Source organism: Novipirellula aureliae (assembly GCF_007860185.1).
In the GTDB taxonomy this organism is placed as follows: Bacteria; Planctomycetota; Planctomycetia; order Pirellulales; family Pirellulaceae; genus Novipirellula_A; species Novipirellula_A aureliae.
Map to the genome: position 1 here is coordinate 841,505 of NZ_SJPY01000001.1, position 14,154 is coordinate 855,658.

Consider the following 14,154-nt stretch of genomic DNA (forward strand, 5'->3'; position numbering starts at 1 on the left):
AATGCCCGGACCGCTGGAAATGCTCGGTCCGCTGGGCCGGAGTCTTTAGGACGCAGACGAGACCGACAGCACTTTATCGGCGGGTTGCCGGATGGGGGCTGTGGATGCTGGTTCTCCAATTTTTTCAGCAACGAGTATCCATTGTCGATCAAGCATTCTTTCGAGATTGCTGCTCAATCCCGATAGCCATCTAGCCCGCTCGGCCATTTGCTCAGCCAGCTTGGTATCGCCCTTAGCTCGCGCGACTTCCGACAACTGAGCCGCCAGCCATTGGTCCGATGGGTTCCAAGCGACTGCCTGCTTGAAGGTCTCAAAGGCAGCGTTCAAATCCGTCATTTCACCGAACCGTTGGTACACATGCAACTGAGCGGTCCCAAATTCCCGATACGCCGCCGGGTCGTCGCCGGATCGCAGCTTCGATCGATCGATCGAGGCTCTCCAATCTGCTTTCAATCGATCACTTGCTGTATCGCCCATTACCAAACGACGTCGGAAGACCTCGGCTCGCCATCGTGACGCATTGGCACTCCATCGGTCTGCCTGCTCTGCGGTTTCTAGCCAGCGGTCCGCTTGTACCAATCGCCCTCGGATCAGTTCGGATTCTGCAGCCGCCAATGCCCTGGTTTCTCGGTAGATCGGCAACCATGACATCCGCACGACACACACCAAACCAGCCAGGGTGCCAAGCAATAGCAAAAGAGACAATTGCTTATGTCGCGTGGCTTCAAACGGTTTCGTCTGAGCACGATCGGGCGATGGTATCCGTTCCTTGCCGTCCGGAACAACCGCTGCCGCACAGACCCAAACGTAGATCGAAATTCCTGGAATCGTCCAGCCACTCGAAATCGACAAGTGAATCATGATCGCCCCAAGAATCGACAAGGCGATCGTATTGAGTTCGATGCGGGAAGTCTTCCGCAGGCTTGGTGTCACGAAAACAATCGACGCAATTGCAATCGGAACGGCGAACGTGTGAGCGTCGAGATCAGGGATCTTGAGCGTGAGCAAGCCACCGATCCAAACGACCAATAATCCGACGCTTGCTCCGATCCAAACATAGATTTCTGCTGAACGATCGAAGACCGGCGGACCGTCTTTTGATTGATCGCCGTTGCGATATTTCGTGTAAACTTCGCTGGCAAATAGAATCATACCGAGTATCAAAAGAATGCCGGCGACCACACCACCGCTGCCAATCGTCTCGAAAAAGAAATGATGCGGATCCGCGATGCTCTCATTCGCACTCGGTTCACGAAACCGCTCATAGATCGATTGGAAGTTGCCTGGCCCGGCCCCGAACAATGGATGTTCGGCAACCATTCGCCACGTCGACCGCCAGTACTGCCATCGAAACGCGAGCGATGCCGGTGCTTGCTCGAACCATTCTCGGCGGCCAAACACCGAAAGCAAGATGCCCACTAGCGTGATCATCAATAGCGTTCCAGCGGACACCCATCCTAGCACCCGTTTGCGAATTCCCATTGTCATGAAGACAACAAACACAATGCCACAGAAAACAGCAATAACGGATGCTCGGCTGCGGGTCATCATCATCGCAGCGGCTAGCAAAACAAACAACAATAGCCAACCAATGCGCTCGGATGTGACCATCAACGAAAAACGCTGCCAAATCATGGCTGCGGAAAGCAGAACTCCAAAAATCAGAACGCCTGCTAATGAATTAGCCAGTGCGAACGTGCCGGTTGGACCACCATCGTAAAGCCGGTTCTCAAACACATTCCGTTCGCCCGAGCCCTGCGGTGCATCGATGCCCACACGAGCTAACACCGCATCGGGGTTCGATTCGTATTGAAGTCGCATCTGGGGCAAGCTGATGAGTTGCTGGTGTAGGGCGTGGACCGATTGCAAGACCGCGCAACCAAACAACAAAGCCAACAATGTTTGGCGGATCGCATCACTGGCAAACAACCGCCGTGACAAACCGAAGATAGCCGCTCCGCTAACCCAAATCCAAGCTTCGTTGGTCGCTTGACGAAGGTTCCCAGGAGGAGAGGATCCGAACGCCGCCAACATCATCCATCCGCCCAAGAGCCAGGGGATGACGTCCAGTGCGATGCTCGTTCGAGTTGATTTTCTGAATCGAAGTTGATGGGCCGATGAACCGCGACCGATGCTTAGTACCTCGAACGCAAACCAAACTGCCAATGCCCCCAAAGACGCAGCGGCCAACCAAACCGCATCACCACGTTCGACCGCTACACTATCACTCGGGTGATAGGCGACGACAACCAAAATTGACGCTAACAGCGATGCGACTACTCGTCGTTGTGTTGCCACTGTGTCGATTCCAATATGATGACCAAGAGCAACATGCAGCCAACGATTCCGATGACCATCATCGCTTGCCAAACGCCAACATGGGTTAGCAAGATCGAGGCCAAACCGCATGTCCCTGTGACCAGATAAATCGTCAAGACCGCTTGCGTTCGACTTAATCCCAATTCGACCAAACGATGAGAGAAATGGCTGCGGTCGCCAATGAATGGACTGCGGCCTTGGCGAATCCGAATCCACAATACCGTTATCATATCGTAAAGAGGGACAGCCATCGCACATAGTGGTGCCAGCATCGCATGAGGCCGTGGTTGATCGTTGCCCGCAAAGGTCGCCATTAACATCGCGACGGCAACGAGAAATCCGACCAAGTAGCTACCGCCGTCACCCATGAAAATCTTCGCTGGCGGACGGTTGTGCCATAAAAAACCCAATAGGGCACCACAGACCACTAATAGAAGCGCCGCCACAAGCACTTGCGGGCAATTTGTTTCCGGATCAGGCGTGGTCAACATCACAATTGCCATCGATGCCGCAATGATCGCCGCGACGCCACCACTAAGTCCATCCATGTTGTCGAGCATGTTGAATGAATTAATCAATCCAACGATCCAAATCACAGATAACAGATTGGTTAACCATGCGATCTCGATAAAGGCGGTCAGCCCAAATCCCAAACCGTAGACGACGTAGGCGGCCACCGCAAACTCGACCAACAATCGAAAGAACGGATTCACACCGCCTCGGCGATCATCGGTAACCCCAAGAATGACGAGCACCGAACCGGCGGCAAGCAGCGACCACAGTTGCCCCATTCGCGATGATGCCCCCTCAAGATAAGGCAGTAGCGGCGCCGGCACCCTCGATCGAAGACTCGGATCATGCTGAGCTAGATAGATGGCAAGAGTTGCGGCAGCAAACGTAATCAAAATGCCAAGCCAAATGCCGATGCCACCACCAAGCGGCGTGGCGTTCACATGAGTGCTATGACCGCCCGGATGTGCAACAAGACCGAGTTGGTAAGCAAACCGCCGAACGGGATAGATCGAGACAAGGGTGATCAACAACGGCGGCACGACCGTCGCGACTATTAACCAAATCATCCACGACGATGGACTTGTCAACATTACGCCTCTAGGAGAACAAGATCCATGGTGGGTTATACCGCCTTACTTCAGCTATCACTACGTTTACGTGGCTGTGGCTTCAAGCCGCAGTCTGTTTCGATCTGTGGCTTGAAGCCCCAGTCACATCACTACGTTTACGTGGCTGTGGCTTCAAGCCGCAGTCTGTTTTGATCTGTGGCTTGAAGCCCCAGTCACATCATTGCGTTTACGTGGCTGTGGCTTCAAGCCGCAGTCTGTTTTGATCTGTGGCTTGAAGCCCCAGTCACATCATTGCGTTTACGTGGCTGTGGCTTCAAGCCGCAGTCTGTTTTGATCTGTGGCTTGAAGCCCCAGTCACATCATTGCGTTTACGTGGCTGTGGCTTCAAGCCGCAGTCTGTTTTGATCTGTGGCTTGAAGCCCCAGTCACATCATTGCGTTTACGTGGCTGTGGCTTCAAGCCGCAGTCTGTTTTGATCTGTGGCTTGAAGCCCCAGTCACATCACTACGTTTACGTGGCTGTGGCTTCAAGCCGCAGCCTGTTTCGATCTGTGGCTTGAAGCCCCAGTCACATCATTGCGTTTACGTGGCTGTGGCTTCAAGCCGCAGCCTGTTTTGATCTGTGGCTTGAAGCCCCAGTCACATCATTGCGTTTACGTGGCTGTGGCTTCAAGCCGCAGCCTGTTTTGATCTGTGGCTTGAAGCCCCAGTCACATCACTACGTTTACGTGGCTGTGGCTTCAAGCCGCAGCCTGTTTTGATCTGTGGCTTGAAGCCCCAGTCACATCATTGCGTTTACGTGGCTGTGGCTTCAAGCCGCAGTCTGTTTCGATCTGTGGCTTGAAGCCCCAGTCACATCATTGCGTTTACGTGGCTGTGGCTTCAAGCCGCAGCCTGTTTCGATCTGTGGCTTGAAGCCCCAGTCACATCATTGTTTAAGAATGCTGGGCGATCGCATCGATCACCGCTTGCCCCATGTCAGCTGGAGTCGGTGCGACGACAATACCAGCATCTTCGAGGGCGGCAACCTTCTCCGTAGCCGTTCCCTTGCCTCCACTAATGATTGCACCGGCGTGCCCCATCCGTTTTCCGGGTGGGGCGGTTCGACCGGCTATGAACGAAGCGACTGGCTTGGTGATGTGCTCTTTGACAAACGCGGCAGCTTCCTCTTCAGCCGATCCGCCAATCTCCCCAATCATCAAAATCGCTTCGGTTTGATCGTCAGCTTCGAACCGTTTCAACAGATCGATAAAGTTCGTGCCGACGATTGGATCGCCGCCGAGGCCAACACAAGTACTCTGCCCAAGGTTCAGGCTACTGGTTTGCCAAACCGCTTCGTAGGTCAACGTTCCACTTCGGCTCATCACGCCGACCTTGCCGACTTTGTGAATGTATCCAGGCATGATGCCAATCTTACAACCGCCGGGCGTGATCAAACCGGGACAGTTAGGCCCAATCAAAACCGAATTGCTCTCACGAACTTTCTCGTAGACGTGAACCATGTCAATGACGGGAACGAATTCGGTGATGGCAGCAATCACCTCGATTCCGGAATCGACCGCTTCGAGAATTGCATCCGCCGTGAATGCGGGTGGGACGAAGATCATCGACGCATTGGCTCCGGTCTCCTTCACCGCTTCTTCAACGGTGTCAAACACTGGAATGCCATCGACCTTTTGACCACCCTTGCCCGGCGTCACGCCGCCAACCAACTGAGTGCCGTATTCGCGGCACCCCAGACTGTGAAAAGTTCCTGCTTTACCGGTAATGCCTTGGCAAATGACTTTCGTATTGCCGTCAACCAGAATACTCATAACTGAATGACTATCGTTTAATTTGGAGTTGGATAATGAATAATGTAAGAAAGCTGACGTTGTATCGTAGCGGTTATTTGACAGCTGCAACAATCTTCTTCGCAGCATCGTTGATGTCGGTCGCGCTGATGATGTTGACATCGCTTTCGGCCAACATTTTTCGACCCTCTTCGACTTCGGTGCCTTCTAGCCGGACAACCAACGGCACCGTAAATCCGACGGTCTTGCTCGCTTCGATCAAGGCCGCCGCGATCGTGGTGCAGCGTGCGATTCCACCAAAGATGTTGACCAAAACACCCTTGCAATTGGGGTCCGACAACAAGATGCGGAACGCTTCGGTCACTTGCTGAGCATTCGCTCCACCACCGACGTCCAGAAAGTTTGCCGGTTGGCCACCGTGATATTTAATAATGTCCATTGTCGACATCGCCAAACCCGCTCCGTTGACGAGACATCCGATGTTGCCTTCCAGTTTCACGTAGCTCAAGCCCGCATCACTGGCTCGCACTTCACTCGGTTCTTCTTCGGACCAATCGCGAAGTTCTAACAATTCCTTGTGTCGGAATAAAGCGTTATCGTCAAACGTGATTTTTGCATCGAGCGCGACCATCTTCCCGTCGCCCGTGATCACAAGGGGATTGATCTCAGCCATGGAGCAATCGTAATCGACGAAGAAACGACAGATCGACGTGAAGAATTTGTTCGCCGATTTCGCGGCATCGCCCGATATCCCCAGTCGCTTGCATAGCTTGCGAACTTGATAACCATAGAAACCATAAGCAGGATCAAAGTACTCTTTGAAGATTAATTCGGGCGTCTTTTCAGCGACGGACTCAATCTCAACGCCCCCCTCGGTGCTGGCCATCAAGACCGGCAAGCAAGTCGCACGATCAATTACGATGCCGAGATACAATTCGCGTGCAATGTCACAACCCGCTTCGATGAAGACTCGTTTGACAGTGCTACCCTGCGGCCCCGTTTGAATGGTTACTAGTTTTTTATTGAGAAGTGCCGCAGCAGCCGCTCGTGCCTCGTCAGCCGATTTGACGAGCACAACCCCTCGTTGGGAAGGATTGTCGATGACCGTCCCTTTGCCGCGACCGCCCGCGTGAATCTGAGCTTTTACAACCGCAATGGAACCGCCCAGTTTGTTGTACGCCGCCGCCGCTTCGTCAGCGGTCCGAGCGACAAACCCGTCTAAAACTGGAACCCCAGCTTGGCGAAATAATTGTTTCCCTTGAAATTCGTGAATTTTCATCGACGACTAACCAGCTCGTGAATACAGGTAATTGGTTCGGGTATAGAAGGTCTCTTTCGGACCACTGGCCCAATATACGCTGCTGACAAGCGTACCGGAACCATAGGTGTGTTGGCTTTCGTTCACCCGGATGATTCATGCCAACGCGTAGGCTCAAACGAGTCATCCATCTTGGCAAATCCCAAGATCTCGATTTTCGTGCCTTTTCCACAACGCACGCAAAAGCGGGCTCGACGTTCGTCACCGACGTTTCGCCAGGATACCGAAATCGGGCGATTCGATTGGCATACTTAGGTTCAAACGACACCCTTTTTGATCACTTGCTTCGCTTCGACTTGAACGGAATTTTCACGGTGAGCCGATTCACCCATGATGACGCCAGCCATCTCGCCTAGTGATTCCGTGTCGACTCGACAACCCAGCAGACCACCGAAAACGACCAAGGTAGCCAGACGAGTACTGGCGAAATGACGACCGCACGACGATCGGGTTTGGTGTCGAGAGAGCGGTGAGGACATCAAAGGTCTGCGAGACGAGAAATGGATGGAAGGTCATGCAAAACAATAGGTCACTCCCAATCCGTCGGCGGTGGCAACGCAGGATTCCGGGCCGACATAGGGATCGATTGTGCACCTTGTGGCGATTTAATGGGTTTTGCAACGATTCGTGGTCGGTCAAGGATTTGGTTTCATCTTCAATTAATCAAACCGTCATGCAATTTACTACGTAGTTTCCTTGCGTAAAGCTGACATCAAAGCTAAGGTTTTTCGTCGCGAGAGCTATTCGTCGCGTTCGCCTCTCTCTCTCTATTTCAACGGTTTGCTGGTCAAATGGCCTTAATCATACTTCGCTGCGTCTTCTTGCTATTTGCTGGAGGCGTTTCCACGTTCATCATCTCTAGCCTTCCCGACAATTCGCCTGTGTCGATGCCGTATTTGGTGTTCGCTGGCATCATGGCATTAGCCGGTGCGGTGTTGATTGCCGACATCGCTGTTCCCCGCAAGCGGATCGATACCGTCACGGCAGTCTATTTTGGCGTACTCGTCGGGGTACTTCTCACCTATATCTTGTGGATTGCCGCAGCTCCTTTGATTGACCAATCGTTCAATGGGCGTGGCGTCCAGTTGGTGATCGGGATGTTGATGTGTTACACCTGCACGAGCCTGTTGCTTCAAACCAAAGACGATTTCCGCTTCCTCATTCCGTACGTGGAATTTGTGCGTGAAGTAAAAGGTTTCAAACCGTTGGTTTTGGATACGAGTGTCGTGATCGACGGACGTATCGCCGACCTCGTCGGCACGGGCGTCTTTGACAACCAACTCATCATGCCTCGCTTTGCATTGTCCGAATTGCAGGCGATTGCGGACAGCAGCGACAAACTGCGACGCACCCGCGGACGTCGCGGCCTTGATGTTCTCAATCGAATGCGTGCCGATCAAGCGGTTGACTTGGTGATCTTTGATCGCGAATTGCCTGAGCTTGCTGGGCAAACGGTTGACTTAAAACTTGTCTTGCTCGCCAAACATCTCGATGGAAAAGTGGTCACCGGTGACTTCAACTTGAATAAGGTCGCGAAACTGCATAACGTGCCGGTTATCAACCTCAACGAAATCAGCAATTCACTTCGACCGGTTTATCTGCCCGACGAAGTGTTCCACATCAAGGTCATCAAAGCAGGGGAAGGGCCTGAGCAAGGAATCGGATATCTCGATGACGGCACAATGGTCGTGATCGAAGGAGCGAGACACCGTATCGGCCAAGATTTGGACGTGCGTGTGACGAGTACCTTGCAAACCAACGCGGGCAAAATGATTTTTGCCAAGTACGACAATCGGTAGATAAGCATGATGGCAGATTTTGCCAATGATTGGTATCGAGCAGCATTGCTGCTCTCCATTCCGATTGTGTGGTGTTTGGTTTGTCTGATCTTGAGCTGGGCCAGCGGATGGTGGGTGCTGGCCGATCACTACCTGGCCTCTCAAGCAGAGGTCGATCTGTCTGCGTCGCGAACGGATCGGCGCAAGGCGTACATGCGAACCGGGATGATTGGCCCGATCAACTATCACAGCACTCTGAACTTTGTCGCCGTTCCCGAAGGTTTGAGAATCTCGGTATTCTTCCCCTTTCGGCTAGGCCATCCGCCGCTGTTTATTCCTTGGGATGCCTTTACCAATCGGCGAGAAGACAACAAGCTGTTTTCGCACCGGATCAAGATGTCGATCGGCCAACCCGCGATCACTCGAGTCGTCTTTCCCGGTTGGGTGAAGTACGAAATGCCGCCAGGGTGACAAGATGAGGATTTAGTTTGACTTCACCCTCCCCAAACACCGTTTGGGGAGGGTCGAACGAGCGAAGCGATGTTCGGGGAGGGGCCCCACACTGTTTCGAACGTATTGCTCCACATCGAAGGCTCTCCCCGAAGAGCTCGCTGGAGGCTCGCTTTCCGACCCTGCCAGCTTCGCCGGGAGGGGCAAGGCTAAGGCATTTGGCTTAACGTGGTGCGTACCGCTACCGGCCCGACTGGTCTTCCATCTCTTGGATGTAGCGTCTTAGCCGCTCGTTTTCGTCGGTCATGTCTTTCCATTTGAGCATGTTTTCAACACGCTTAAGGAGTTCGACCTTGTTGACCGGTTTGCTCATGAAGTCATCGGTTCCTGCGGCAACCGCTCGGTCGACATCCCCAAGTTCGTTTAACGCGGTGACCATCAAAATCATCACCCGTCGGCCATTCGAGTCTTCCTTGATCTTTTTACAAACTTCGAAACCGCTTAACTTCGGCATCATCACGTCAAGCAAAATCAAATCCGGCTTAAACGTCTCCGCCTTATCGAGTGTGTCTTGACCATCCACCGACGTCTCTATTTCGCAGTCGACATTGGCAAGATAAGCTTCAAGTAATTCTCGATTGGCGACATTGTCATCAGCAATCAGGATGCGGTTCATATTAGTAGGCTTCGAAGGGAAAAAAGAAGGACCGGCTTAGACCAATTCTCGTTCGGCAGGGACGGGGAAACTCTTGCACATCTCGCGAATCTCATTGTGAATCGATTCATGCAGCGACTTGTCATCTGGTTTCGATAGTCCCTCGTAAATCCAATTCCCAACTCGCTTCATTTCATCGACTCCCATCCCTCGCGTTGTCAAGGCAGGTGTACCGATACGAATACCCGATGGATCCATTGGCTTGCGAGTGTCGAACGGAATCATGTTCATATTGACCGTGATACCGCACTGGCCGAGAACCGCTTCCGCCCTCTTACCGCCAAGGTCGACCGCCGTCACATCGACAAGCATCAAGTGATTGTCGGTTCCGCCACTAACGAGCGGCAGCCCGGCTGTCATCAACGTGTCGGCCAAACATTTTGCATTTTCGACGACTGCTTTCCCATAAGCCTTGAAGTCATCGGTCATCGCCTCGGCAAAACAAACCGCTTTCCCAGCAATCACATGCATCAGAGGACCGCCCTGATTGCCTGGGAATACATTGCGATTGACCAACTTCAAATGCTCGTTCTTGCAAAGTATCAACCCACTTCGGGGGCCACGCAGCGTTTTATGAGTCGTGGTGGTGACATAATCGGCATACGGCACCGGGCTGTTGTGCTGACCCGCTGCAACCAGTCCGGCATAATGAGCCATATCGACGAGCAATTTGGCACCGACCTCTTCCGCGATTTCAGCAAACCGCGCGTGTGGAATTTCACGCGGATAAGCACTCGCACCAGCAACGATTAATTTCGGTTTCTGCTCTCGTGCCAATTTCGCAATCTGGTCGAAATCAAGTCGATGTGTCTTGGGGTCGACCCCATAATGATGAAAGTCGTAGAGCCGGCCACTCATGTTTAGCTTCATGCCGTGGGTCAAGTGGCCACCTTGGGCCAGATCCAACCCGAGCACGGTATCGCCGACTTCGAGGCACGCCATGTAAACCGCCGCATTGGCCTGGGAACCACTATGCGGCTGCACGTTTGCCGCTTCGGCTCCAAACAACGCCTTGGCACGCTCGATTGCCAAAGTCTCGACCACATCAACATGCTCGCATCCGCCATAATAGCGGCGTCCTGGATAACCTTCCGCATATTTATTGGTCAGCACGCTTCCGGTAGCTTGCATGATCGCTGGAGACGTGTAGTTCTCGCTGGCGATCATTTCGAGTCCGTCCTGCTGACGCGTGGCTTCCGCTTCGATGGCATCCCAAATTTCAGGATCTTGTGTTTGCAAAAAACTCATAAATCGACTTGCCCGGTATTTTAAAGGTTTTTTTAGTGAGGTTTGAAATGGGGGCAATCGTATCCACTGCCCAACAATCGCTGCCCAACAATCGCTTTTGGTTTCCCATTGTCGGCGGGAAGTAGGGAAACGTCAATGTCACCGATCCCAACTCCCTCTGCTGCTGGTCAGGGGATGGTATCCGTGGCAATCGGTATTTCTGCAGAATGGACGAAGTGATGCCTGGGTCGACACCACATGCCTAGACGAAAAGCAAACGATTCTATATGAATAATCGGCCCTAGCGAGTTTGCAGAAATTCCTTTAGGATTAGAGGCTACCGTGAAATTCGTCGCCACCGAAAAAATCACGGGCCGTAGCGAAGCCTGGTTATCGCGCCACACTGGGGGTGTGGAGATCGCTGGTTCGAATCCAGTCGGCCCGATTTGTCTAAGTAATGGTTGATACTCACTTTAGAGTAACCGGCAGTGCGCCGTGCGACCCACTTCAATAACCATTCTTGATATTTCTATATCAAGAATCGAAATGGAGGGGTTAAATGCCTCGTCAAAAGTCCGATCAGCCCGCATGATCAGTTAGGGACAGATCAGCCCGACACAGACGACAAAAGTCGCTTTGAAGCTAGCATTATTCAGCGGCTTGGCTTGACGAATTGCTCGTAGCAGATACTAACAAATTGCTAGCAATCGCAAATTCCTTTGATAGCAAACGGTATCTCTCTTTGCTATCAATTGCAGCCGTCGTAAAAAGGCAAAAAAGAACGCCGCAAGCCGTTCCATTAACTTTTTGCTGCTCGCAGCGCGCTGAATGTTCCAACCCGCCACCTTCATCAGCAGACGGTGGAACACCGATCGCCTACCACAATGATCAGTTAGGGAAAAGGCAAATCCACCAGATTCATGCTCTGTCCCTAACTGAGTCCCCACCAGATTCATGCTCTGTCCCTAACTGAGTAAGACCGTCGCTGTCCCTAACTGACAGACACACGCAGTTGGTTGACTAGAAATCCCGGAAAATGCTAGCTAAACGGCGACTTTTGTCGTTTGTGTCGCAACATCCGGATTGTCTTGCCGACTTTCACGACGAGGGGTTGGCGACGAGTGATTTCCGGCAGATGCCCCATTGTCCGTAATTTTCATCCACTCCGATTTCAAGCAGCGTCATAGCACTACCGAGCGAATCACCCATCTGCTCAACGACTCGGTCCGCGATGACACCGGCAATTTCTTCGGCAGTCGTGTTGATGACAGGTAGGATGATGCAATCATCGTTTGGAAACACCCAGCGACGCTCCCGAAACATCGCCGTCGTCTCCTGGTCATCGGCGGTGACCTTGATTTCGGCGTGATGCTCGGGAAGCAGCACATGATGATCAAGGGCCTGCGTTTCCTTTAGCACGGCATCGCGTAGTGCGATAAAGTCGACGACGTAGCGGTTCTCATCAAGTTTTCCTTCGACCGCTGCCCGGACACCGTAATTGTGGCCGTGAAGTCGCTCACAGATATCGCCGGCGAAGGTAATGAAATGAGCCGCCGAAAAAACGAATTGTTCTTTCGCAACTTCGACTCGATAACTGGACTCTGACATTTGCTAGTACTCGCGTTGTTGGGGTATGCATTGCTACGGATTGCTGGCGGATTCGATCAGTAAAACGAAGAGTGCCGCAGCGATCAAGTCGGCCGTCGCACCTGGGTTTAGGCGATTCGCATCACTTCGCAGATAGCGATCGAATGTTTGCCACGTTTTTGTTGAAAGCGTATCAAGTTGTCTAGCCCGCGATTGCACGTTTCGTGCTGCAGCGTCCCCCAACTTACGAGCGATCAAGGTGTCAGGCTCTCGCTTCAACAACTCAATTTGTGCTGCGGTGATTCCAGAGAGCAGATCACCAACCGACTCGATCGTGTTCTTCAAAATGGGAACAACACGAACGAGCAAGTGAGCGAAATCCGTAGCATATTGCCGCGCGACTGCATCGCGGTTTTGCGCCGCCCTCATTGCAGCGATCAAGTCCAACGATCGCATCGTCTCGCTACGAACATCCATCGATTCGGCCGTCCCCAAACCGGAAGGCTGGGCCAAACGAATGGCTGCGAAAATGCGTTTGGCATCCTCACCATCTTGGCTGCGCAACAGTACCGCAATTTCTTTTTGCCAATCAATGATCGAAAACATTTGCCGGTTATTTTGCGGCCCATCGTTAGGCGGATCGTTAAGCGGTTCGTGCGTTGTGGCATGTTGATGGGCGACATGCGAAAGCGGGCCGAGCAGTAGCGTGATACCGAGGTTGACGTTCGTGCCCGCAATCTGGCGAGTTTGCTCGACGGCCTGCAGAACCTTTTCGCTGAACCGACCTTCGGGGTTTGCGAAGCAATGGGCCGCGACCTCTGCCGCATTGATAAAATCTTGGAAAGTTAAATCCGCAAAGGACCTTCCCGGATAAACATTGCCCGCTTTCGGAGCCGTGACCTCCAACACGCAAGCCCAGCGAACCGCATCGGCAACGCAGCCAACATCAGGAAGAATCTCGTTCAACGATATTCTTGGCGCTGTCACGACAAGAAGGACTCGATGACCGAAAGTGTTTGCTCCGGTGCATCCTCTATCACATAGTGACCTGCATCCGCTATTTCGACGGTTTTTGCAGCGGGCCAAGCGGTTTCGAACCGGCGCAAGCACTCGGGACGGAAACACCAATCCTTCATCCCCCAAACCAACAGAGAAGGGATGTCGGCGAGCGATGGCAAATCGGCTTCTAGCTTGGCGAGCGTTTCGTAAGTCGGATGTGATTTACGCTTCGGAATATCGCGAACAAATGCGTCAATCGCGACTCGATTTTTCCAATTGTCGTAGGGCGCCAACAAGCCCGCCGCAGCCTGCGGCGATAGTTTTTGCCGCGACATCGCCATTGTGACGGCCGCTTTAGCAAAAGCATTCAGCCCGCGAACCGCAGCCGTCCCAACCCATGGCCAACGGCAAGCCGATATCCGCCATGGGATATAGGGCGGCGGAAACGCACCGGTATTGAGAAGGACGATCCGAGCCAAGCGATCACGCCTCTGCAGCACCGACGTCAACCCGATCGCTCCGCCCCAATCATGGGCAACCAAGGTGATGTTTTGCAGATCGAGCGTGTCGATCAGGCGAACGAGATTGTCACGATGATCGGCGAGTCGATATCGAAATTCGCCCTTTGACGTCTCATCGCCTCGAGGCGGTTTCTCGCTACGACCACAGCCCAAATGGTCGACTGCGATCACTCGGTGAGAATGCGAAAAACGCTCAATGATCCGTCGCCAATAGAAACTCCAGGTTGGATTTCCGTGCACGCATAGCAGCACCGAAGCGGCGTTCGCATCCCCTTCGTCGAGGTACCTAAGCGTGTGCGGACCGACAGCCAAGTCGTTTGAGGCGTACGGCAGGAGGTCTTCAGCAATCGAGTTCATCGCCAAAGT

At 52.9% G+C, this 14,154-nt stretch carries 12 protein-coding genes and 1 tRNA gene; 3 read left to right on the forward strand and 10 right to left on the reverse strand.

Features of this window, described 5'->3' with window-relative positions; all coding sequences use genetic code 11:
• Positions 1 to 45: 45 nt before the first annotated feature.
• From Q31b_RS03195 to Q31b_RS03215, 5 genes are all read right to left on the reverse strand, one after another.
• Positions 46 to 2,298, reverse strand: coding sequence for an O-antigen ligase family protein (locus tag Q31b_RS03195; protein ID WP_146598186.1), 2,253 nt, complete (start codon positions 2,296 to 2,298; stop codon positions 46 to 48).
• Entirely contained in the window at positions 2,277 to 3,398 is a 1,122-nt protein-coding gene (locus Q31b_RS03200) for an MraY family glycosyltransferase (RefSeq protein ID WP_146598187.1), read from the reverse strand. Before Q31b_RS03200 ends, Q31b_RS03195 begins: the two co-directional genes overlap by 22 nt.
• Before the next feature lie 937 nt (positions 3,399 to 4,335).
• Complete coding sequence (sucD, locus tag Q31b_RS03205) at positions 4,336 to 5,214, reverse strand: succinate--CoA ligase subunit alpha (RefSeq protein ID WP_146598188.1); 879 nt, start codon at positions 5,212 to 5,214, stop codon at positions 4,336 to 4,338.
• Between the two features lie 73 nt (positions 5,215 to 5,287).
• Complete coding sequence (gene sucC, locus Q31b_RS03210) at positions 5,288 to 6,472, reverse strand: ADP-forming succinate--CoA ligase subunit beta (protein ID WP_146598189.1); 1,185 nt, start codon at positions 6,470 to 6,472, stop codon at positions 5,288 to 5,290.
• Between the two features lie 296 nt (positions 6,473 to 6,768).
• Entirely contained in the window at positions 6,769 to 6,990 is a 222-nt protein-coding gene (locus tag Q31b_RS03215; protein WP_146598190.1) for a hypothetical protein, read from the reverse strand.
• 312 nt (positions 6,991 to 7,302) lie between these two features.
• Here Q31b_RS03215 and Q31b_RS03220 point away from each other — a divergent pair, with 312 nt between their 5' ends.
• A complete protein-coding gene (locus tag Q31b_RS03220; RefSeq protein ID WP_146598191.1) occupies positions 7,303 to 8,310 on the forward strand; it encodes a PIN/TRAM domain-containing protein in 1,008 nt (335 codons plus the stop codon).
• A gap of 6 nt (positions 8,311 to 8,316) precedes the next feature.
• On the forward strand, positions 8,317 to 8,760 hold the full coding sequence (locus Q31b_RS03225) for a hypothetical protein (RefSeq protein WP_146598192.1): 444 nt from the start codon (positions 8,317 to 8,319) through the stop codon (positions 8,758 to 8,760).
• A 220-nt stretch (positions 8,761 to 8,980) separates the two neighbouring features.
• Here Q31b_RS03225 and Q31b_RS03230 read toward each other — a convergent pair whose 3' ends face one another.
• Positions 8,981 to 9,415 (reverse strand): response regulator, encoded by a 435-nt coding sequence (locus tag Q31b_RS03230; RefSeq protein WP_146598193.1) that lies wholly within the window; start codon positions 9,413 to 9,415, stop codon positions 8,981 to 8,983.
• Between the two features lie 36 nt (positions 9,416 to 9,451).
• Entirely contained in the window at positions 9,452 to 10,702 is a 1,251-nt protein-coding gene (locus Q31b_RS03235) for a serine hydroxymethyltransferase (protein WP_146598194.1), read from the reverse strand.
• Positions 10,703 to 11,051: 349 nt separating this feature from the next.
• Between Q31b_RS03235 and Q31b_RS03240 the strand changes: the two genes are divergently transcribed.
• Positions 11,052 to 11,126: transfer RNA gene (locus tag Q31b_RS03240), tRNA-Pro, on the forward strand.
• A gap of 653 nt (positions 11,127 to 11,779) precedes the next feature.
• On the opposite strand, the gene Q31b_RS03245 is transcribed toward Q31b_RS03240, so the two are convergent.
• The 3 genes from Q31b_RS03245 to Q31b_RS03255 are packed head-to-tail and all read right to left on the reverse strand — an operon-like array spanning position 11,780 to position 14,145.
• Entirely contained in the window at positions 11,780 to 12,289 is a 510-nt protein-coding gene (locus Q31b_RS03245) for a 6-pyruvoyl trahydropterin synthase family protein (RefSeq protein ID WP_146598195.1), read from the reverse strand.
• A 33-nt stretch (positions 12,290 to 12,322) separates the two neighbouring features.
• Complete coding sequence (locus tag Q31b_RS03250; RefSeq protein WP_197170824.1) at positions 12,323 to 13,234, reverse strand: triphosphoribosyl-dephospho-CoA synthase; 912 nt, start codon at positions 13,232 to 13,234, stop codon at positions 12,323 to 12,325.
• Between the two features lie 17 nt (positions 13,235 to 13,251).
• Positions 13,252 to 14,145, reverse strand: coding sequence for an alpha/beta fold hydrolase (locus Q31b_RS03255; RefSeq protein WP_146598739.1), 894 nt, complete (start codon positions 14,143 to 14,145; stop codon positions 13,252 to 13,254).
• Positions 14,146 to 14,154 lie beyond the last annotated feature (9 nt).

Coding starts and splice junctions, on each gene's coding strand:
- Q31b_RS03200 (WP_146598187.1), bottom strand. CDS start 3,398: ATGATTTGGTTAATAGTCGCGACGGTCGTGCCGCCGTTGTTGATCACC.
- sucD (WP_146598188.1), bottom strand. CDS start 5,214: ATGAGTATTCTGGTTGACGGCAATACGAAAGTCATTTGCCAAGGCATT.
- sucC (WP_146598189.1), bottom strand. CDS start 6,472: ATGAAAATTCACGAATTTCAAGGGAAACAATTATTTCGCCAAGCTGGG.
- Q31b_RS03215 (WP_146598190.1), bottom strand. CDS start 6,990: ATGTCCTCACCGCTCTCTCGACACCAAACCCGATCGTCGTGCGGTCGT.
- Q31b_RS03220 (WP_146598191.1), top strand. CDS start 7,303: ATGGCCTTAATCATACTTCGCTGCGTCTTCTTGCTATTTGCTGGAGGC.
- Q31b_RS03225 (WP_146598192.1), top strand. CDS start 8,317: ATGATGGCAGATTTTGCCAATGATTGGTATCGAGCAGCATTGCTGCTC.
- Q31b_RS03230 (WP_146598193.1), bottom strand. CDS start 9,415: ATGAACCGCATCCTGATTGCTGATGACAATGTCGCCAATCGAGAATTA.
- Q31b_RS03235 (WP_146598194.1), bottom strand. CDS start 10,702: ATGAGTTTTTTGCAAACACAAGATCCTGAAATTTGGGATGCCATCGAA.
- Q31b_RS03245 (WP_146598195.1), bottom strand. CDS start 12,289: ATGTCAGAGTCCAGTTATCGAGTCGAAGTTGCGAAAGAACAATTCGTT.
- Q31b_RS03255 (WP_146598739.1), bottom strand. CDS start 14,145: ATGAACTCGATTGCTGAAGACCTCCTGCCGTACGCCTCAAACGACTTG.